This window comes from Rhodococcus gordoniae (genome assembly GCF_001646655.1).
GTDB classification, from domain to species: Bacteria; Actinomycetota; Actinomycetes; order Mycobacteriales; family Mycobacteriaceae; genus Rhodococcus; species Rhodococcus gordoniae.
This window is the reverse complement of sequence record NZ_LPZN01000018.1, coordinates 28,121-46,866: the sequence shown is the minus strand read 5'-3', so window position 1 is coordinate 46,866 and position 18,746 is coordinate 28,121. Positions and strand designations below refer to the sequence as shown.

The following is an 18,746-nucleotide window of genomic DNA, read 5'->3' as shown; positions in this document are numbered from 1 at the left end:
AGGTCTTCGTGCTTGTTGCCAAGCAGATCTTCGAGACGAAGGTGGATCTAGCCCTGACGCTGCTTGTGACGCAGGTTCTCGCAGATCACCATGACCCGACCGTTACGGCGGATCACCTTGCACTTCTCGCAGATCTTCTTGACGCTAGGCTGAACCTTCACGTAAGTCCGATCTCCTGTATGTGCGCCGCCGGACACGGCGGAGCCGGTCCGGCGACATGATTCTCCCCGACCGTGTGGCCGGGGAAGCTTCGTTACTTGTAGCGGTAGACGATGCGTCCACGCGTGAGGTCGTAGGGAGAAAGCTCCACGACAACGCGGTCCTCGGGAAGGATACGAATGTAGTGCTGACGCATCTTTCCGCTGATGTGGGCGAGAACCTTGTGCCCGTTCTCCAGCTCGATGCGGAACATCGCATTGGGCAGCGGTTCGATTACCCGGCCCTCGACCTCGATTGCCCCGTCTTTCTTAGCCATATCCTCCGCGATCCGTTGTTCGGCGTTGTGGTTGCATCGGCATCCGTTACCGTGACGCTCGGCAACTCCGGGACCGGACACGAACCGAGATTCGAAGGAATTCGACACGGGACCGATCGGAGCGCAGCGCGCACCACCGATCAATGGTACGGGAAGTTGACCGTCCAGGACAAATGAGCTCGGGCACACTCGTGCCCACGACCAGGAGGAGGACCGCACGTGCGGGCGTTGATCCAGCGGGTGACCACGGCGGCAGTGGCGGTCGACGGAGCCGAGGTGGCCCGCATCACGCCGGCCGAAGACGGTCACGGTCTGCTCGTGCTGGTCGGCGTCACGCACGACGACGACGAGGCGAAGGCCGCGACGCTCGCCCGGAAGGTGTGGACGATGCGCATCCTCGAGGACGAGCGATCCGCCTCCGACGTCGACGCCCCGATCCTGGTGGTCAGCCAGTTCACTCTCATGGCCGACACGAGGAAGAGCCGGCGTCCGTCGTGGTCGGCCGCCGCTCCCCGCCCGATCGCCGAACCTCTCGTCGATGCGTTCGCGAACGCTCTACGAGATCTCGGCGCGACAGTGGAGACCGGGAAGTTCGGGGCACACATGGAGGTGAGCCTCGTCAACGACGGACCAGTCACGCTCCTCGTCGACGTGTGACGCCGCGGAGTACGACCGCTCGCGTCACTCCGGCCGGACGGTGAGGATGCGGGGGCCGTCCTCGGTGACCGCGACCGTGTGCTCCCAGTGCGCGGCCCGGCTGCCGTCGACGGTCACCACCGTCCACTCGTCGTCGAGGACCTCGGTCTCGTAGGTACCGAGGGTGAGCATCGGCTCGACGGCGAGCACCGACCCGACGACGAGCTTCGGGCCCTTGCCCGGCTTGCCCTCGTTGGGGAGGAACGGATCCATGTGCATCTCGCGGCCGATGCCGTGACCGCCGTAGCCGTCGACGATGCCGTACGAGCGGCTGTGCAACTTCTCGGCGGCGTGCGTGCCCTGCTCGATCGCGTGCGAGACGTCGGTCAGGCGGTTGCCCGGGAGCATCGCCGCGATACCGGCCTCGAGCGACAGGCGGGTGGCCTCGCTCAGATCGATGTCGGCCTGCGACAACTCGCCGATCCCGAAGGTCCACGCCGAGTCGCCGTGCCAGCCGTCGAGGATCGCACCGCAGTCGATCGACACGAGGTCGCCCTCGGCGAGCACCACCGACGCCGATGGGATGCCGTGGACGACGACCTCGTTGACCGACGAACAGATCGAACCGGTGAAGCCGTGGTAGCCCAGGAAGGACGGAACGGCCCCCGCATCGCGGATGACCGATTCCGCCACCTGGTCGAGTTCCAGGGTGCTCACGCCCGGTTTGGCGGCCTCGCGCACTGCGACGAGTGCGGCACCGACCACGGCTCCCGCCGCCGCCATCGCGTCGAGTTCACCCGAGGTGCGGAACGGAACCACTGAGCGCTTGCGCCCGAAACCCATGTCGAACTACCCGTCTACTTTCCGAGTGCGGACAGAGCCCGCGAATTGATCTCCTCGACCTCACCGATCGCGTCGACCGTGATGATCGAGTCGGCGTAGTAGTCGAGCAGCGGGGCCGTCTCCTCACGGTAGACCCGGAGACGGTTGCGGATCACGTCTTCGGTGTCGTCGGCGCGACCGCGGGCGAGCATGCGCTCGACCACGACGTCCTCGTCGATGACGAAGGACAGCACGCCGTCGAGCTCGACACCGAGATCCTTCAGGATGTTCTCGAGTTCCTTGGCCTGCTCCACGCTGCGCGGGAAGCCGTCGAGGAGGAAGCCGTTGGCGGCGTCGGGCTCGGCCAGACGCTCACGCACCATGTTGTTGGTGATCTCGGCAGGGACGAGCTCTCCCGCGTCGATGTACTTCTTGGCCTCGACGCCGAGCGGGGTGCCCTGCCCGATGTTCGCGCGGAAAAGATCGCCCGTCGAGATGGCGGGGACGCCGAGCTTCTCGGACAGAATCGCGGCCTGCGTGCCCTTGCCGGCACCGGGAGGACCGAGCAGTACAAGTCTCACTTGAGGAACCCTTCGTAGTTGCGCTGCATCAGTTGACTTTCGATCTGCTTGACAGTGTCCAGCGCGACACTGACGAGAATGAGAACCGCGGCGCCACCGAAGATGCTCGAGGCCGTCTGGCTGCCGGACAGGAAGAAGTTCGGCAGCGTCGCGATGAGACCGAGGTAGATCGAGCCCGGAACCGTGATGCGGTTGAGCACGAAACTGAGATATTCGGCGGTCGGTCGACCGGGGCGAATGCCCGGGATGAAGCCGCCGTACTTCTTCATCTCGTCGGCCCGCTCCTCCGGATTGAAGGTGATGGCGACGTAGAAGAAGACGAAGAACACGATCAGGGCGAAGTAGATCGCGATGTAGACCGGGTTGTTCGGATTGACCAGGTACTCGTTGATGATCCGCTGCCACCAACTCGGATCCGGGTTCGTCGTGGCACCGGTGAGCTGCGCAACGAGGTTGGGCAGGTACAGCAGCGACGACGCGAAGATGACGGGGATGATGCCCGCCTGGTTGACCTTCAGCGGCAGGTAGGTCGACGACCCGCCGTACATACGACGGCCGACCATGCGCTTGGCGTACTGCACCGGGATCCGGCGCTGACCCTGCTCGATGAACACGACGCCCGTGATGAGGGCCAGGGCCACGACGCAGACGATCGCGAAGACGAGGCCGCCGCGGGATTCGAGGATCATGCGACCCTCGCTCGGCAGCGCGGCCGCGATACCGGAGAAGATCAGCAGCGACATGCCGTTGCCGACACCACGTTCGGTGATCAGCTCACCGAACCACATGACGACGGCGGCACCGGCGGTCATCACCAGTACGATGACGACCATCCCGAAGATGCTGTCGTCGGCGAGGATCGGCTCCGAACAGCCCTGCAGCAGCTGCCCTCGGGCGGCGAGGGCGACGATGCCGGTGGCCTGCAGGACGGCGAGCGCGACGGCGAGATAACGCGTGTACTGCGTCATCTTGGCCTGGCCGGACTGGCCTTCCTTGCGCAGTTCCTCGAATCGTGGAATGACCACGGTGAGCAGCTGGACGATGATGCTCGCGGTGATGAACGGCATGATGCCGATCGCGAAGACCGACAACTGCAGTAGCGCGCCGCCGGAGAACAGATTGATCAGCGAGTAGATGCCGGCCTGCTCGCTGCCGGCGAGCTGATCGACACAGGCCTGGACGTTGCCGTAGTCGACGCCCGGGGACGGCACGGTAGCACCGAGGCGGTACAGCGCCACGAGCCCGAGGGCGATGAGAATCTTCCGCCTCAGGTCCGGTGTCCTGAGGGCCGAGACGAAGGCGGAAAGCAAAGATCCTCCTGGCGGGCCGATCGGGGACGACGGATCGAGAGGGATCCGTCGGACGGTAGACAACTCTGAAACTCTAACAGTGGGCCCCGATGAGAGGGGTAGCCCGGTAGCCTATGTCACCGCTGCGAACGCAGCCTACGACACCGCTGTGAACACGCGAACGGCCGCGGTGCAGCTATCTGCACCGCGGCCGTTCGACAGCCGTGACTCACACGCGAAAGTACAGGTCAGGCCTGGACGGTCGCGCTGCCACCGGCTGCAGTGATCTTCTCCTGAGCGGAGGCCGAGAACTTGTCGGCGGTGATCTGCACGGCCACCGTCAGCTCGCCCTCGCCGAGGACCTTGACGAGCTGGTTCTTGCGAACCAGACCCTTCGCCACGAGGTCCGCGACACCGATCTGTCCACCCTCGGGGAACACGCGAGCGATGTCCCCGACGTTGACGATCTGGTACTCGGTACGGAATGCGTTCTTGAAGCCCTTGAGCTTCGGCAGACGCATGTGGATGGGCATCTGGCCACCCTCGAAGGCCGGCGACACGTTCTTGCGTGCCTTCGTGCCCTTCGTACCGCGGCCGGCGGTCTTGCCCTTCGAACCTTCACCGCGTCCGACGCGGGTCTTGTCCGTCTTCGCACCCGGAGCCGGGCGCAGGTGATGCAGCTTGATGGTCATTCTCAGACCTCCTCAACAGTGACGAGGTGACGCACCACGTTGATGAGGCCACGGTTCTGCGCGTTGTCCTCGCGGACGACGGACTGGCGGATCTTCCGCAGACCGAGGGTCCGGAGGCTGTCGCGCTGATTCGACTTGGCCCCGATGGTGCTCTTGATCTGGGTGATCTTCAGCTCTGCCATTACTTCACGCTCCCAGCAGCCTGTGCACGTGCGCGCAGCATGCCGGCGGGGGCAACTTCCTCGAGGGTGAGGCCACGGCGAGCCGCGACTTCCTCGGGACGCTGCAGACCCTTGAGGGCCGCAACCGTCGCGTGCACCACATTGATGGCGTTGTCGGAGCCGAGCGACTTCGACAGGATGTCGTGGACACCCGCGCACTCCAGCACCGCGCGCACAGCGCCACCGGCGATGACACCGGTACCGGGGGAAGCCGGACGCAGCAGGACGACACCGGCTGCAGCCTCTCCCTGGACGGGGTGGGTGATGGTTCCGCCGATGAGCGGGACGCGGAAGAAGTTCTTGCGAGCTTCCTCGACACCCTTCTGGATGGCCGCGGGAACTTCCTTGGCCTTGCCGTAGCCGACACCGACCAGGCCGTTGCCGTCGCCCACGATCACCAGAGCGGTGAAGCTGAAGCGACGACCGCCCTTGACGACCTTCGACACACGGTTGATCGAGACGACACGCTCGATGTAGTTCGACTTCTCGGCAGCGTTGCCGCCGCGCGAGTCGCGGTCGCGGCGGTCGCGACCGCCACGGTTGTCACCGCTGTTGGGGTTCTGTCCGGCGGGGCCGTTGCCGCCGTCACGCCGCTGACGTCCCGGCATCAGGCGTTCCTTCCGTTCGAGAAAATGGTCATCAGAACTTCAACCCGCTTTCGCGAGCCGCGTCCGCGAGGGCCGCGATGCGTCCGCTGTAGGTGTGGCCACCGCGGTCGAAGACCACGGCTTCCACGCCGGCAGCCTTCGCGCGCTCGGCGATCAGCTGACCGACCTTCGCGCCGCGAGCCTTCTTGTCGCCCTCGAGAGCGCGCACATCGGGTTCGATGGACGACGCTGCGGCGAGGGTGGTGCCCGTCAGATCGTCGACCAGCTGCACATGCAGGTGGCGCGACGACCGGTTGACGACGAGGCGGGGACGCTCGGCGGTGCCGGAGATCTTCTTGCGGAGGCGGAAGTGACGACGCGTCTTCGAAAGGCGACGCGTGGTGGAGGCGTCCTTGCCGCGCGGGATGCGCTTGGCCTTCTGGTTCTCGGTCTGGCTCATGATCACTTACCCGTCTTTCCGACCTTGCGACGGACCTGTTCACCCTCGTAGCGGATGCCCTTGCCCTTGTACGGGTCGGACTTGCGCAGCCGGCGGATGTTGGCCGCGATCTGGCCGACCTTCTGCTTGTCGATGCCCGAGATCGAGAAGCGCGTGGGGTTCTCGACGGCGAACGTGATGCCCTCGGGAGCCTCGATCAGCACGGGGTGGCTGTAGCCGAGCGAGAACTCGAGGTCCTTGCCCTTGAGAGCCACGCGGTAGCCGACGCCGTGGATCTCCATCTTCGTGGTGTAACCCTCGGTCACGCCGACGATGAGGTTCTGCACGAGCGTCCGCGACAGGCCGTGCAGCGCACGGCTGCGACGCTCGTCGTTCGGGCGCGTGACGTTGATTGCCCCGTCCTCGCCCTTGGCGATGGCGATCGGCTCGGCGATCGTCAGGGACAGGTTGCCCTTGGGGCCCTTGACTGCAACATCCTGGCCGTCGATGGTGACCTCGACGCCCGAAGGAACTGCAACGGGGAGTTTTCCGATTCGCGACATTGTGGTGGCCTCCCTTTACCAGACGTAGGCGAGGACTTCCCCGCCCACTCCCTGCTTGGCCGCCTGGCGATCGGTGAGCAGACCGGAGGACGTGGAGATGATCGCCACGCCGAGGCCGCCCAGGACCTTGGGCAGGTTGGTGGATTTCGCGTACACGCGCAGGCCGGGCTTCGACACGCGACGCACGCCGGCGAGGCTGCGCTCACGGGAAGGTCCGTACTTGAGGTCGACGATGAGGGTCTTGCCCACCTCGGCGTCCTCGGTGCGGTAGTCGGAGATGTAGCCCTCGCGCTTGAGGATCTCGGCGATGTTCACCTTGATCTTCGAGGACGGGAGCTTGACCTCGTCGTGGTACGCCGTGTTGGCGTTACGCAGACGCGTCAAGAAGTCTGCGATGGGGTCGGTCATGGTCATGGCTGACCTGTTCACCTTTCTCGATGCGGTTCCCATGCAACGCCGGAACGTGCCGGCCGTGGGCCTACATCGAAACTCGGTTCGATAGCGGGTTCGTCGGCCGGATCGGCGACGAACCCATGACAGCGTGACAGTGGGCGGAGAACTTCTCGGTCCTCCGCCCACCGCTCACGTCACCAGGAGCTCTTGTGAACTCCCGGAAGTTCTCCGCGGTGTGCCATCTCGCGAAGGCAGATGCGGCAGAGTCCGAACTTGCGGAACACGGAGTGCGGGCGCCCGCAGCGCTGGCAGCGGGTGTAGGCGCGCACCGCGAACTTCGGCTTCTTGTTGGCCTTGTTGACCAGTGCCTTCTTAGCCATGGGCTCAGTTCTCCTTGAACGGGAAGCCGAGGTGCTTGAGCAGGGCACGGCCTTCTTCGTTGTTGGTAGCGGTGGTCACGACAGTGATGTCCATGCCGCGCGGGCGATCGATCTTGTCCACGTCGATCTCGTGGAACATCGACTGCTCGTTCAGGCCGAACGTGTAGTTGCCGTTGCCGTCGAACTGGTTGCCGTTGAGGCCACGGAAGTCCCGGATACGGGGAAGCGCGATGGACACGAGACGGTCCAGGAACTCCCACATGCGGTCGCCGCGCAGCGTGACGCGCGCACCGATCGGCATGCCCTCGCGCAGCTTGAACTGTGCGATGGACTTGCGGGCCTTACGGATCTCCGGCTTCTGACCGGTGATGAGCGCGAGGTCGTTGACGGCTCCGTTGATGAGCTTCGCGTCGCGGGCGGCGTCGCCGACACCCATGTTGACGACGACCTTCACGACGCCGGGGATCTGCATGACGTTCGCGTAGTCGAACTCCGCGTTCAGCGCGTCCTTGATCTCGGCGCGGTAGCGGGCCTTCAGGCGCGGCTGGGTCTTGTTCTCGGTGGAAGTCATGTCAGAGGTCCTTCCCGTTCTTCCGGGAAATCCGAACGCGCTTGCCGGTTTCCTCATCGGTGCGGTAGCCCACGCGGGTGGGGTTTCCGTCCGAGTCGACGACCGCAACGTTGGAAACGTGGATCGGGGCCTCCTGCGTCACGATGCCCCCGGAGGAGGCGCCACGCTCGTTCGCAGAGACGGCGGTGTGCTTCTTGATACGGTTCACGCCCTCGACGAGGACCTTGTCGGTCGCCGGGTAGGCCGCGATGACCTTGCCCTTGGCGCCCTTGTCCTTGCCCGAGATGACGAGCACGGTGTCACCCTTGTGCACCTTCATCACAGCACCTCCGGAGCGAGCGAGACGATCTTCATGAACCGCTTGTCGCGGAGCTCGCGACCGACGGGTCCGAAGATGCGGGTGCCGCGAGGATCGTTGTCGCCCTTGATGATGACGGCAGCGTTCTCGTCGAACTTGATGTACGAGCCGTCCGGCCGGCGGCGCTCCTTGGCGGTGCGCACGATCACGGCCTTGACGACGTCGCCGCGCTTGACGTTGCCGCCGGGGATCGCGTCCTTGACGGTGGCGACGATGACGTCACCGATTCCGGCGTAGCGACGGGACGAGCCACCGAGAACGCGGATGCAGAGGATCTCCTTGGCACCCGTGTTGTCGGCGACACGCAGTCGCGACTCCTGCTGGATCACTTACTTCTCCTTGACCTGGATTGGTGTGTACGTCAGATTTCCGACCTGGACGTACGCGGTCGTCGGCTGCACACGACGCACGTGCGAATCACACACGGGTCCTGTAAGCAACCCGTCCAGGGTAGGCCATATACCGTACGCAGGGCAAATTCGCGAATTGTGATGCCCCTCCCCACCCCGGAACCGGGCGTGTCGCGAGCGGCGGTGCCTACCGGACGCACAGCACCCCACCACCCGTGATGCGGGCGGTGGGGTGCTGCATGATCTCGTTCCGTCGAGGACGAGGAGGCCTACTTGGCCTTCTCGAGCACCTCGACCAGACGCCAGCGCTTCGACGCGGACAGCGGACGGGTCTCCATCAGCTGAACGCGGTCGCCGATGCCGGCCAGACCGTTCTCGTCGTGCGCCTTCACCTTGGTGGTACGGCGGATGATCTTGCCGTACAGCGGGTGCTTCACGCGGTCCTCGAGCTCGACGACGATGGTCTTCTCCATCTTGTCGGAGACGACGTAGCCGATGCGGACCTTACGGCTCGCGCGCTGTTCCTGGTTGCTCACTGCCTTTTCCTCACTCATGCCACGTCACCCGCATTCGGGCCGGTGGCCAGTCCGAGCTCGCGCTCGCGCAGCACCGTGTAGATACGGGCGATCTCGTTGCGCACGACGCGAAGCCGACGGTTGTTGTCCAGCTGGCCGGTGGCCATCTGGAAGCGGAGGTTGAACAGCTCTTCCTTGGCCTCGCGGAGCTTGTCGGTCAGCTCCTCGTCGCTCAGCTCGCGGAGTTCTGCGGCGGGGGTACCGGTAGCCATCAGAACTGCTCCTCCCTCGTCACGATGCGGCACTTGCAGGGGAGCTTGTGCATCGCACGACGCAGGGCCTCGCGCGCAATCTCCTCGTTGGGGTAGCTCATCTCGAACAGCACGCGACCGGGCTTGACGTTCGCGACCCACCACTCCGGCGAACCCTTACCGGAACCCATGCGGGTCTCGGCGGGCTTCTTCGTGAGCGGACGATCCGGGAAGATGTTGATCCAGATCTTGCCGCCACGCTTGATGTGCCGGGTCATGGCGATACGAGCGGACTCGATCTGCCGGTTGGTGATGTAGGCCGGCTCGAGAGCCTGGATGCCGTAGTCACCGAAGGCCACCTGGGTTCCGCCCTTGGCGGCACCCGTACGGCTCGGATGGTGCTGCTTGCGGTGTTTGACCCGCCGGGGGATCAACATTGCGTCAGCCCTCCTTGTTCTCGGTCGAGGCAGGAGCGTCGCTCGATGCGGCGCGGCCGGCCTCGGTGCTCGTCGCGGTGGTGCCCGACGCGCCGGAACGACGCGGGCGGCTCGGACGCTCACGACGCGGCCGGTCGGCGGGAGCGGCTGCAGCAGCAGCGAGCTCACGACGGCCACCGACGATGTCGCCCTTGTAGATCCAGACCTTCACGCCGATACGGCCGAAGGTGGTCCGTGCCTCGTAGAGGCCGTAGTCGATATCCGCGCGCAGCGTGTGCAGCGGGACGCGACCTTCGCGGTAGAACTCCGAACGCGACATCTCGGCGCCACCGAGGCGGCCCGAGCACTGCACGCGGATGCCCTTGACGTTCGGCTGACGCATGGCCGACTGGATGGCCTTGCGCATCGCACGACGGAAGGCGACACGGTTCGAGAGCTGCTCGGCGACGCCCTGCGCCACGAGCTGAGCCTCGGACTCCGAGTTCTTGACCTCGAGGATGTTCAGCTGGACCTGCTTACCGGTCAGCTTCTCCAGCTCGGCGCGGATGCGATCGGCCTCGGCGCCGCGGCGTCCGATGACGATGCCCGGACGAGCGGTGTGGATGTCCACACGCACACGGTCGCGGGTGCGCTCGATCTCGACCTTCGCGATGCCGGCGCGCTCGAGGCCGGAGGCCAGGAACTTGCGGATCGCGACATCTTCCTTGACGTAGTCCGCGTACTGCTTGTCGGCGTACCAACGAGACTTCCAGTCGGTGGTGATGCCCAGACGGAAGCCGTGCGGGTTGATCTTCTGGCCCACTACTGAGCTCCCTTCCGGCGGTTACGAGTCGAAGCCGACCCGACGCTTTCCACGATCACGGTGATGTGGCTCGACCGCTTGCGGATGCGGAACGCACGGCCCTGGGCGCGCGGCTGGAACCGCTTCAGGGTCGCGCCCTCGTCCACGTACGCCGTCGCGACGACGAGCGTGCTGGGGTCGAGGTTGTAGTTGTTCTGCGCGTTCGCAGCGGCCGACGCGATCACCTTGGCGACCGGCTCGGCCGCGGCCTGCGGCGCGAACTTGAGGATGGCCAGGGCCTCCTCGACGGACTTACCGCGAACGATGTCGACGACGCGGCGCGCCTTCATCGGGGTCACGCGCACGTGGCGCGCAACAGCCCGAGCGCTGTTGGTGGTGGTTTCAGTGCTCATCGACGCTTGCTCTTCCGGTCGTCCTTGATGTGGCCCTTGAACGTACGGGTCGGCGCGAACTCACCGAGCTTGTGACCGACCATGGACTCCGAGACGAACACCGGCACGTGCTTGCGTCCATCGTGGACAGCGAACGTATGACCGATGAAGTCGGGCAGAATCGTGGAACGGCGCGACCAGGTCTTGATGACCTGCTTGGTGCCCTTCTCGTTCTGCGTGTCCACCTTCGCCAGGAGGTGGTCGTCGACGAACGGGCCCTTCTTGAGGCTGCGTGGCATTCTCTAACTCCCTCCTTGACTAGCGCTTCTTGCCGGTACGGCGACGACGGACGATGAGCTTGTCGGACGCCTTGTTCTTGCGGGTGCGGCCCTCGGGCTTGCCCCACGGGCTGACCGGGTGGCGACCACCCGAGGTCTTGCCCTCGCCACCACCGTGCGGGTGGTCGACCGGGTTCATCACGACACCACGGACCGTCGGGCGCTTGCCCTTCCAGCGCATACGGCCGGCCTTGCCCCAGTTGATGTTCGACTGCTCGGCGTTGCCGACCTCGCCGACGGTGGCGCGGCAGCGCACGTCGACGCGACGGATCTCACCGGAGGGCATACGCAGCGTGGCGTAGGTGCCTTCCTTACCGAGGAGCTGGATGCTCGCACCGGCGGAACGGGCCATCTTGGCGCCGCCACCCGGACGCAGCTCGACCGCGTGGATGGTCGTACCCGTCGGGATGTTGCGCAGCGGCAGGTTGTTGCCCGGCTTGATGTCGGCGTTGGGGCCCGACTCGATCGGGGCGCCCTGCACGAGTCCCTTGGGAGCGATGATGTAGCGCTTCTCGCCGTCCACGTAGTGGAGCAGCGCGATGCGCGCGGTGCGGTTGGGGTCGTACTCGATGTGAGCGACCTTGGCCGGCACGCCGTCCTTGTCGTTGCGACGGAAATCGATCAGGCGGTAGGCGCGCTTGTGTCCGCCACCCTTGTGACGGGTGGTGATGCGGCCGTGCGCGTTACGTCCACCGCGACCGTGCAGCGGGCGGATCAGCGACTTCTCGGGCGTCGACCGAGTGATCTCGGCGAAGTCCGACACGCTGGCGCCACGGCGGCCCGGCGTAGTCGGCTTGTACTTACGGATTGCCATGAGTCTTCTCGTCCTCTATCTCTCGAGAGTTCCGATCGCTAGGCGACCGGGCCTCCGAAGATCTCGATGGGCTTGCTGTCGGCCGCGAGGGTCACGAGCGCGCGCTTGGTGTCCTTGCGCTTGCCGTAACCGAAACGGGTCCGCTTGCGCTTGCCCTGACGGTTGGCGGTGTTGACGCTGCTCACCTTGACGCCGAAGACCTTCTCGACGGCAATCTTGATCTGCGTCTTGTTCGAGTCCGGGTGCACCAGGAAGGTGTAGGTGCCCTCTTCCATCAGCCCGTAGGACTTCTCGGAGACGACGGGAGCCAGCAGGATGTCGCGAGGATCGGCGATCGTGCTCACTTGCTCTCCTCCTTCACTTCCTGGCCGGACTCGGCCGGCCCGTGGATGAACGTGTTGAGCGCCTCGACGCTGAACACGACGTCATCGCTGTAGAGCACGTCGTAGGTGTTCAGCTGATCCGGCGCGAGCACGTGGACGTTCGGCAGGTTCTGCGCGGACTTCCACGCCGCGATGTCCTGGCGACCGACGACGAGCAGCAGGTTCTTGCGATCCGACAGCTCAGCGAGGAAGGTGCGGGCACCCTTGGTCGACGGGGTCTGGCCCGCGACGAGCTCGGTGATCACGTGGATGCGCTCGTTGCGCGCCCGGTCGGAGAGGGCACCGCGCAGAGCGGCGGCCTTCATCTTCTTGGGGGTGCGCTGGCTGTAGTCGCGCGGCTGCGGGCCGTGGACGACGCCACCGCCGGCGAACTGCGGCGCACGGGTCGAGCCCTGACGTGCGCGGCCGGTGCCCTTCTGGCGGTACGGCTTCTTGCCACCACCGCGGACGTCGCCGCGGGTCTTGGTGGAGTGCGTTCCCTGACGAGCCGCGGCGAGCTGCGCGGTGACGACCTGGTGCAGCAGCGCGATGTTCGCGGGAGCGTCGAAGATCTCGGCGGGGAGATCGACGGAGCCGGAGGTCTGGCCACCGGGGGCCTTGACGTCCAAGGTCAGCTTGGTTGCGGTCTCGGTGCTGGTCATGCCCGTGCACCACCCTTCACTGCGGTCTTGACGATCACGAGGCCGCCCTTGCGACCCGGGATCGCGCCCTTGATCAGCAGCAGCCCGTTCTCGGCGTCCACCTTGTGGACCGAGAGGTTCTGCGTCGTGATGCGGTCGGAGCCCATACGGCCGGACATGCGCGTGCCCTTGAACACGCGGCCCGGGGTGGCGCAGCCACCGATGGAACCCGGACGGCGGTGCACGGCCTGCGTACCGTGCGACGCGCCCTGGCCGGCGAAGCCGTGACGCTTCATGGTGCCGGCGAAGCCCTTGCCCTTGGAAGTTCCGGTGACGTCGACGTAGGCGCCGTCCTCGAAGACCTCCGCGGTGAGTTCCTGGCCGACCTCGTACTCGGAGGCGTCCTCGACCCGGAGCTCGACCAGGTGACGGCGCGGCGTGACGCCGGCCTTGTCGAACTGGCCGCGAACCGGCTTGTTGACCTTGCGCGGCGCGATGGCACCGTAGGCGAGCTGCACGGCGTTGTAGCCGTCGCGCTCCTCGGTACGGATCTGCGTGACCACGTTCGGTCCGGCCTTGACGACGGTCACCGGGACGACCCGGTTGTTCTCGTCGAAGACCTGGGTCATGCCGAGCTTGGTGCCCAGGATTCCCTTGATCTGGTTAGTCATGTGTTGTCTCCGCTGCGTCTTTCACAAGCTCGCTGTAATCGAATGTCACTGAATGTTGACGTCGACGCTTGCCGGGAGATCGATGCGCATGAGCGCGTCGACGGTCTTCGGCGTCGGGTCGAGGATGTCGATGAGCCGCTTGTGCGTCCGCATCTCGAAGTGCTCGCGCGAGTCCTTGTACTTGTGCGGCGAGCGGATGACGCAGTACACGTTCTTTTCAGTGGGCAACGGCACCGGGCCGACCACGCGGGCACCCGTACGGGTCACCGTCTCGACGATCTTGCGCGCAGATGCGTCGATCGCCTCGTGGTCATAGGCCTTGAGCCTGATGCGGATCTTCTGTCCCGCCACGCTTAGTGTCCTTTTCTTGCCGCGTTTCGTGATCCCCGGCGGAGCCGGGAAATCACCTCGTCTGCACAGTTCCCCGAGGAACGGCGACCGAGAACAGCACTCGAAACACAGTGCGAGCCGGACGTATCCGATCCGCTTGCCGCTGTTCATCTGTCATTGTTCTCCGGCCCACGCGGTCGGGCGTGTCGGCCCGCCGCTCATTCCCCGGCGTCGAGACTCGTAGGCTTCGACACCGCAAGGAACGGAACCGGCTGTGCTCGCAGGAGCACACAGGGGTACTGCTTCCGTCTTGCATGTGGCCGCGACCAGGCCGTGAGGCTCGATCCGCGACTGTCACGTCTTTCCCGATCCGAGCCGCGAAACATCCATGGCCCGGTCAAGGCAACCCGACCAGTATGCAGGAGCACGGCCGAGAGTTCAACTCACGACGGTGCGTGATGTGCGCCTCCACAGGGCACGCCACGCGGTCGGGTCTGCGCGATCGAGCCTGGCCGATGGGGTTCCTCGGCAGTGTCCGGACCGGCGCAGCCGCTCCATCGTATCCGCCGGGACGGGACCGGGGCCGGGAGGGGCCTGCGCGATCGCGGCCGGGGAACGGAGGCGGTCGCGTCCCACGAACGGCTGCTGCAGGCACTGCGCCGCGACGACGTCGAGGCCGCCGGGCGCGAGACACGTGCGCACTCCACCACCGGGCCCGCCGCCTCGTCGATCATCGCGACGATCTCGGCGTCCGGTCCTGACCTGCGGACGCGGACGAGCGTGTCCGTCCGCACCTCCCGGAACCGTGCGTCCCGGTACGATTCCGACGGTGACGGACCGACCCGTCCCCGACAGGGACCGAGATCTACGGCGGGGTGTGATGTGAGCGATCACGACCAGGCAGTTCTCGTAGAGGACGTCCACAAGTCCTTCGGCGAGGTCCACGCGCTCGACGGGATCAGTTTTTCCGCACCGCCGGGCCGCGTCCTCGGCATTCTCGGCCCCAACGGTGCCGGCAAGACCACGATGGTCAAAGTGCTGTCGACCCTCCTGCGGCCCACCTCGGGTCGCGCCGTGGTCGCCGGGCACGACGTGGTGACCGAGGCCGCTGCGGTCCGGCGTTCGATCATGATGACCGGTCAGTTCGCCGCGCTCGACGACACCCTCACCGGTCGCGAGAATCTGATCCTGTTCGGTCGCCTGATGGGGCTCGACAAGAAGTCCGCCACGCGACGGGCCGACGAACTGCTCGAGGAGTTCGATCTCGTCGACGCCGGTCGCCGCCCAGTGAAGGGCTATTCCGGCGGCATGCGCCGACGGGTCGACATCGCGTGCGGCCTCGTGGTCCGCCCCAAGGTGGTCTTCCTCGACGAGCCCACCACCGGACTCGACCCGCGTAGCCGGCAGGGTGTGTGGTCGCTGGTGGCGGCACTCAAGGAGCAGGGCATCACGGTGTTGCTGACGACGCAGTACCTCGAAGAAGCGGATGTGCTGAGCGACAACATCATCGTCATCGACAAGGGGACGGTGATCGCGGAGGGCACCGCGAACCAGTTGAAGTCGTCCGCAGGCGGCACCCATTGCGAGATCGTCCCGGTCGACCCGCGCGCGATACCCGAGCTCCTCCGGGCACTCGACGGTCTCCTCCCGCGGGATCCGAGGAAGGGCACGGTCCCCGAGACGGATCGGGTGTCCGTTCCGGCGCCCGGCGGCGCCGCGACCCTCACCGAGGTGCTGCGGCGTATCGAACCCCTGGGTGTCGAGCTCGCCGACATCGGCCTGCGGCGGCCCTCCCTCGACGACGTCTTCCTCCGGCTCACCGGGCACTCGGCGTCCACTCCGGACGGTCACGCTCCGGGAGCGTCCACCCCGGACGGCTGTGATCCGGAAGCGTCCGACACCGACCCGACCGCGCTCGCCCAGGGAACCGCTGCGCCTCCGTCCGAGCGAGCGGGACCTGCCCCGGCAGGGGAACGACCGTGACCGCCCGCACCGACGAGGTGACGGTGGCAAGCTCACCGGAGTCCTCCTCGTTCGCTCCTCCGTCACGCCGGGGCGGCGCGCACCGCCGGATCACCCCGTCCTCCCTCGACCAGTGGTGGGTGCTGACGGTCCGTTCGCTGCGCACGATGGCCAGATACGGCGAGCTGGTCCTCGCGGTCCTGGCACCGTTCGTCTTCGGCCTGGGTTTCTACCTGCCGCTCAAGTTCGTCATGCAGCTGCAGGGCATCGACTACGCGCAGTTCCTCATGCCCATCATCGTGTTGCAGTCGATGGCGTTCACCGCCATCTCCGCGGCGCAGCTGGCGGCGCAGGAGGGCACGACCGGTGTGACCTCCCGCCTGCAGACGATGCCCGTCGCCGCCGCGGCGCCGTTGGCGTCGCGGATGACGGCGAGCACGGTGCGATCGGTCATCTCCCTGGCGGCCGCGATCGGATTCGGTTATCTGATCGGTTTCCGTTTCTCCGCAGGGCTCGGGCAGGCGGTGTTGTTCTGCGCGACCGCACTGATCATCAGCGTGCTGTTGTGCCTGGGCGCCGATGCGATCGGCTGTCTGTCCCGGAGCCCCGAAGCGACCGCGCAGGCGCTGACCCTGCCGCAGTTGATCCTCGGGATGCTGTCGTGCGGTTTCGTGCCCGAGGAAGGGTTCCCCGAGTGGATCAGGCCGTTCGTCCGCAACCAGCCGATCTCCCAGTTCTCCTTCGCGATGCGCGACATGGCCCAGGACGGGGTGACCTGGGAGGTCTTCCGCCCGAGTCTGTTCTGGATGATCGGGCTGGCCGTGATCTGCATTCCGGGGGCCGTATGGGCCGCGACGAGACGGGCGTGAGGCGATGAGCGGAACCGTCGAGACGTCGCGGGGGCCGGGCCACGGCTTCGCCTACCCGGAGCCGGATCGCATCCGCGGCGAGCGTTCGCTCGGTGCCCTGTGGGAGCACAGCCGTCTCCAGTGCGGACGGCTGCTGCTGAGGTGGGCCCGCGATCCCGCCACGATGATCCAGGCGCTCGTCTATCCGGCGCTGACGCTCGTGATGTTCCGTATCGTGCTCGGTGACAGCATCACTGCCGCGACCGGATATTCGTCGATCTTCGGCACCGTCCCCATGGTCGTGCTCGTCGGCGCGATGTTCGGTTCGGTGGTCAGCGCGGTGGGATTGCGCACCGAACGTGATTCCGGCCTGCTGAGCCGATTCCACACGCTGCCCGTTCATCGTTCGGCGGGGCTCGTGGGCCGGTTGACGGCCGAGATGGTGCGCGTGTTCGTCACCTCTCTCGTGATCTTCGCCGCCGGCATGGCGCTGGGCTTCCGGTTCACCCAGGGCCTCGGTCCCACCCTGCTCATCCTCGTGGTCCCACTGATCTTCGGTCTGGGCTTCGCGATGATGGTGACCGCTCTGGCGACCCTGCCGGGGCGCACACCCCTGGTCGAGACCGTCTCGATCCTGTGCACCCTGCTCATGTTCTTCAACTCGGGGTTCGTGCCGGTCATGGCGTATCCGAGCTGGTTGCAACCCGTCGTGGCGAACCAGCCGATGTCCTGCGCGATCGACACGATGCGCGCGCTGGCGATGGGAGGGCCTGTCGCCGAGCCCTTCCTGAAGACGGTCGCGTGGTCGGTGGGGATGGTGGCGGTCTTCGTGGTCCCCGCCGTCGTCGGTTACCGGCGCTCGGTCGAACAGAATTGATCTTCCGCTGCCCGGAACGTCCCCCGACGGGCTGCTAACCTACTCGGCGATCCCCCAACCAGCACGAACATACGATCCCCATGTTCGTCGAGGAGTACCGATGATCCGTGCGCGTCGCAGCGTCGTAGCCACAGCCACTGCTGCCCTCGCCCTTGCGTCGTCGATGTTCGCCACCCCGGCGATATCGGCGGCCGATCCTGCCCCTGCCGCGCCGGCCGAGCCGGCGCCTACCATCACCGTGCCCGATCCGGTTCCCCTGCCCACCTCGGCAGACGCTCCGGGGAGCCCCCTCGCGACCCTGTTGAGCACGATGGGCGAGGGGGTCGAGGGAGCCAACGACCTCGGTTGCGTCCCGTCGCCGGACCATCCCCGGCCGGTCGTCCTCGTGCACGGCACCGGGACGGGCATGTACCCCACATGGGTCTACGTCGCTCCCGAACTCGCACGGCTCGGCTACTGCGTATACGCGTTGAACTACGGCGCTGCGCAGGGATACTTCGATCCCGAGCGCACGGTCTGGGGTGTCTCGGACATCGAACGGTCCGCCGTGGAACTCGGAACGTTCGTCGATGCCGTTCGCGAGCACACCGGCTCCGAACAGGTGGATCTGGTCGGCCACTCGCAGGGCGGCGTCGTCTCCCGTCAGTACCTCAAGTTCGAGGGTGGGACGGACGCGACGGATCCCTCCCGCAACCCGGTCCGGAACCTCGTCATGCTGGGCGCGACGAATCACGGCACCACCTTCAACGGCCTGCAGCAGCTGTACACGGTGCTCGCGGTGCTCGGCGTGACGAACGGCAACGATGCCGTGGCCGAGTTGCTGTTCCGCGGGAGCAATCTCGGCGCGGCCGGGCAGCAGCAGCTGATCGGGTCGCGCATGCTCAGCAATCTCAACGAGGGTGGCGACACGCTTCCCGGCGTGACCTACACCTCGATCGCGACGCGCCACGATCAGATCGTCACACCGCCCGAGAGCTCGTTCCTGCGCCCGGGACCGGACGCCGAGGTCCACAACGTGTGGGTTCAGGACGGCTGCCCGGATTCGCCCGCCGACCACTCCACGATCCTCGTACGACCCGAATCACTCCACCTCGTGAAGTCGGCGCTCGACCCCGGATACGCTGCGGCCCACGCGGTGCCGTGCGACCTACCCGAGAACGGATAGCGTCG

The 18,746-nt window shown here is 66.2% G+C and carries 31 protein-coding genes; 5 read left to right on the top strand and 26 right to left on the bottom strand.

From position 1 onward, the window contains the following. Nucleotides 1-47: 47 nt before the first annotated feature. Both rpmJ and infA read right to left on the bottom strand, forming a co-directional pair. Nucleotides 48-161 carry a 50S ribosomal protein L36 gene (gene rpmJ, locus A8G18_RS10445; RefSeq protein ID WP_003938068.1) on the bottom strand — a complete coding sequence of 38 codons (114 nt, stop codon included), beginning with the start codon at nt 159-161 and terminating at the stop codon, nt 48-50. A gap of 92 nt (nt 162-253) precedes the next feature. Further along, nucleotides 254-475 carry a translation initiation factor IF-1 gene (gene infA / locus A8G18_RS22800; RefSeq protein ID WP_006554587.1) on the bottom strand — a complete coding sequence of 74 codons (222 nt, stop codon included), beginning with the start codon at nt 473-475 and terminating at the stop codon, nt 254-256. A 219-nt stretch (nt 476-694) separates the two neighbouring features. On the opposite strand from infA, the gene dtd reads away from it, so the two are divergent. Further along, nucleotides 695-1,132, top strand: a complete 438-nt coding sequence (gene dtd / locus A8G18_RS10435) for a D-aminoacyl-tRNA deacylase (protein WP_019288600.1) — start codon at nt 695-697, stop codon at nt 1,130-1,132. Nucleotides 1,133-1,156: 24 nt separating this feature from the next. On the opposite strand, the gene map is transcribed toward dtd, so the two are convergent. From map to rpsJ, 24 genes are all read right to left on the bottom strand, one after another. Then, a complete protein-coding gene (map, locus tag A8G18_RS10430) occupies nt 1,157-1,954 on the bottom strand; it encodes a type I methionyl aminopeptidase (protein ID WP_064063814.1) in 798 nt (265 codons plus the stop codon). A 14-nt stretch (nt 1,955-1,968) separates the two neighbouring features. After that, complete coding sequence (locus A8G18_RS10425; RefSeq protein ID WP_006554590.1) at nt 1,969-2,514, bottom strand: adenylate kinase; 546 nt, start codon at nt 2,512-2,514, stop codon at nt 1,969-1,971. Continuing rightward, a complete protein-coding gene (secY, locus tag A8G18_RS10420; protein ID WP_059382411.1) occupies nt 2,511-3,824 on the bottom strand; it encodes a preprotein translocase subunit SecY in 1,314 nt (437 codons plus the stop codon). Before secY ends, A8G18_RS10425 begins: the two co-directional genes overlap by 4 nt. 227 nt (nt 3,825-4,051) lie before the next feature. Further along, complete coding sequence (gene rplO / locus A8G18_RS10415) at nt 4,052-4,495, bottom strand: 50S ribosomal protein L15 (RefSeq protein ID WP_064063813.1); 444 nt, start codon at nt 4,493-4,495, stop codon at nt 4,052-4,054. A 2-nt stretch (nt 4,496-4,497) separates the two neighbouring features. Further along, nucleotides 4,498-4,677, bottom strand: coding sequence for a 50S ribosomal protein L30 (rpmD, locus tag A8G18_RS10410; protein WP_006554593.1), 180 nt, complete (start codon nt 4,675-4,677; stop codon nt 4,498-4,500). Then, nucleotides 4,677-5,324: a 30S ribosomal protein S5 gene (gene rpsE / locus A8G18_RS10405; protein WP_006554594.1), complete on the bottom strand. Its 648-nt coding sequence runs from the start codon at nt 5,322-5,324 to the stop codon at nt 4,677-4,679. The genes rpmD and rpsE overlap by 1 nt, the downstream gene beginning before the upstream one ends. 31 nt (nt 5,325-5,355) lie before the next feature. Beyond that, nucleotides 5,356-5,763, bottom strand: coding sequence for a 50S ribosomal protein L18 (rplR, locus tag A8G18_RS10400; protein ID WP_006554595.1), 408 nt, complete (start codon nt 5,761-5,763; stop codon nt 5,356-5,358). 2 nt (nt 5,764-5,765) lie between these two features. Then, nucleotides 5,766-6,305: a 50S ribosomal protein L6 gene (gene rplF, locus A8G18_RS10395; protein WP_060654861.1), complete on the bottom strand. Its 540-nt coding sequence runs from the start codon at nt 6,303-6,305 to the stop codon at nt 5,766-5,768. 15 nt (nt 6,306-6,320) lie between these two features. Next, nucleotides 6,321-6,719 (bottom strand): 30S ribosomal protein S8, encoded by a 399-nt coding sequence (rpsH, locus tag A8G18_RS10390; protein ID WP_006554597.1) that lies wholly within the window; start codon nt 6,717-6,719, stop codon nt 6,321-6,323. 173 nt (nt 6,720-6,892) lie between these two features. After that, nucleotides 6,893-7,078 (bottom strand): type Z 30S ribosomal protein S14, encoded by a 186-nt coding sequence (locus A8G18_RS10385; RefSeq protein WP_006554598.1) that lies wholly within the window; start codon nt 7,076-7,078, stop codon nt 6,893-6,895. A gap of 4 nt (nt 7,079-7,082) precedes the next feature. Next, nucleotides 7,083-7,649: a 50S ribosomal protein L5 gene (rplE, locus tag A8G18_RS10380; RefSeq protein ID WP_006554599.1), complete on the bottom strand. Its 567-nt coding sequence runs from the start codon at nt 7,647-7,649 to the stop codon at nt 7,083-7,085. A gap of 1 nt (nt 7,650) precedes the next feature. Continuing rightward, nucleotides 7,651-7,968, bottom strand: coding sequence for a 50S ribosomal protein L24 (gene rplX, locus A8G18_RS10375; RefSeq protein WP_060654858.1), 318 nt, complete (start codon nt 7,966-7,968; stop codon nt 7,651-7,653). Then, complete coding sequence (gene rplN, locus A8G18_RS10370) at nt 7,968-8,336, bottom strand: 50S ribosomal protein L14 (RefSeq protein WP_006554601.1); 369 nt, start codon at nt 8,334-8,336, stop codon at nt 7,968-7,970. Before rplN ends, rplX begins: the two co-directional genes overlap by 1 nt. 290 nt (nt 8,337-8,626) lie before the next feature. After that, complete coding sequence (gene rpsQ / locus A8G18_RS10365) at nt 8,627-8,911, bottom strand: 30S ribosomal protein S17 (protein ID WP_024101619.1); 285 nt, start codon at nt 8,909-8,911, stop codon at nt 8,627-8,629. Next, nucleotides 8,908-9,144 carry a 50S ribosomal protein L29 gene (gene rpmC, locus A8G18_RS10360; protein WP_006554603.1) on the bottom strand — a complete coding sequence of 79 codons (237 nt, stop codon included), beginning with the start codon at nt 9,142-9,144 and terminating at the stop codon, nt 8,908-8,910. Before rpmC ends, rpsQ begins: the two co-directional genes overlap by 4 nt. Then, entirely contained in the window at nt 9,144-9,560 is a 417-nt protein-coding gene (gene rplP, locus A8G18_RS10355; protein WP_006554604.1) for a 50S ribosomal protein L16, read from the bottom strand. The genes rpmC and rplP overlap by 1 nt, the downstream gene beginning before the upstream one ends. Nucleotides 9,561-9,564: 4 nt before the next feature. Next, on the bottom strand, nt 9,565-10,362 hold the full coding sequence (gene rpsC, locus A8G18_RS10350) for a 30S ribosomal protein S3 (RefSeq protein WP_059382415.1): 798 nt from the start codon (nt 10,360-10,362) through the stop codon (nt 9,565-9,567). Then, on the bottom strand, nt 10,362-10,754 hold the full coding sequence (gene rplV, locus A8G18_RS10345; RefSeq protein WP_006554606.1) for a 50S ribosomal protein L22: 393 nt from the start codon (nt 10,752-10,754) through the stop codon (nt 10,362-10,364). The genes rpsC and rplV overlap by 1 nt, the downstream gene beginning before the upstream one ends. Continuing rightward, entirely contained in the window at nt 10,751-11,032 is a 282-nt protein-coding gene (gene rpsS, locus A8G18_RS10340) for a 30S ribosomal protein S19 (RefSeq protein ID WP_003938088.1), read from the bottom strand. The genes rplV and rpsS overlap by 4 nt, the downstream gene beginning before the upstream one ends. 19 nt (nt 11,033-11,051) lie before the next feature. Next, nucleotides 11,052-11,885 (bottom strand): 50S ribosomal protein L2, encoded by an 834-nt coding sequence (gene rplB / locus A8G18_RS10335; protein ID WP_026003489.1) that lies wholly within the window; start codon nt 11,883-11,885, stop codon nt 11,052-11,054. Nucleotides 11,886-11,923: 38 nt separating this feature from the next. After that, entirely contained in the window at nt 11,924-12,229 is a 306-nt protein-coding gene (gene rplW / locus A8G18_RS10330; protein WP_016935026.1) for a 50S ribosomal protein L23, read from the bottom strand. Beyond that, nucleotides 12,226-12,909, bottom strand: a complete 684-nt coding sequence (rplD, locus tag A8G18_RS10325) for a 50S ribosomal protein L4 (RefSeq protein ID WP_064063812.1) — start codon at nt 12,907-12,909, stop codon at nt 12,226-12,228. The genes rplW and rplD overlap by 4 nt, the downstream gene beginning before the upstream one ends. After that, the gene (rplC, locus tag A8G18_RS10320) at nt 12,906-13,559 is read right to left on the bottom strand and encodes a 50S ribosomal protein L3 (RefSeq protein WP_064063811.1); all 654 of its coding nucleotides are present in this window, start codon (nt 13,557-13,559) and stop codon (nt 12,906-12,908) included. The genes rplD and rplC overlap by 4 nt, the downstream gene beginning before the upstream one ends. A 45-nt stretch (nt 13,560-13,604) precedes the next feature. Then, entirely contained in the window at nt 13,605-13,910 is a 306-nt protein-coding gene (rpsJ, locus tag A8G18_RS10315; RefSeq protein ID WP_003938093.1) for a 30S ribosomal protein S10, read from the bottom strand. A gap of 861 nt (nt 13,911-14,771) precedes the next feature. Here rpsJ and A8G18_RS10310 point away from each other — a divergent pair. The 4 genes from A8G18_RS10310 to A8G18_RS10295 all read left to right on the top strand — a co-directional run bounded on the left by A8G18_RS10310 (nt 14,772) and on the right by A8G18_RS10295 (nt 18,741). Then, nucleotides 14,772-15,872 (top strand): daunorubicin/doxorubicin resistance ABC transporter ATP-binding protein DrrA, encoded by a 1,101-nt coding sequence (locus A8G18_RS10310; RefSeq protein ID WP_064063875.1) that lies wholly within the window; start codon nt 14,772-14,774, stop codon nt 15,870-15,872. After that, nucleotides 15,869-16,720, top strand: a complete 852-nt coding sequence (locus A8G18_RS10305; protein ID WP_064063810.1) for an ABC transporter permease — start codon at nt 15,869-15,871, stop codon at nt 16,718-16,720. The genes A8G18_RS10310 and A8G18_RS10305 overlap by 4 nt, the downstream gene beginning before the upstream one ends. A gap of 4 nt (nt 16,721-16,724) precedes the next feature. Continuing rightward, entirely contained in the window at nt 16,725-17,576 is an 852-nt protein-coding gene (locus tag A8G18_RS10300; RefSeq protein ID WP_064063809.1) for an ABC transporter permease, read from the top strand. Nucleotides 17,577-17,676: 100 nt separating this feature from the next. Beyond that, on the top strand, nt 17,677-18,741 hold the full coding sequence (locus tag A8G18_RS10295; RefSeq protein WP_064063808.1) for an esterase/lipase family protein: 1,065 nt from the start codon (nt 17,677-17,679) through the stop codon (nt 18,739-18,741). Nucleotides 18,742-18,746 lie beyond the last annotated feature (5 nt).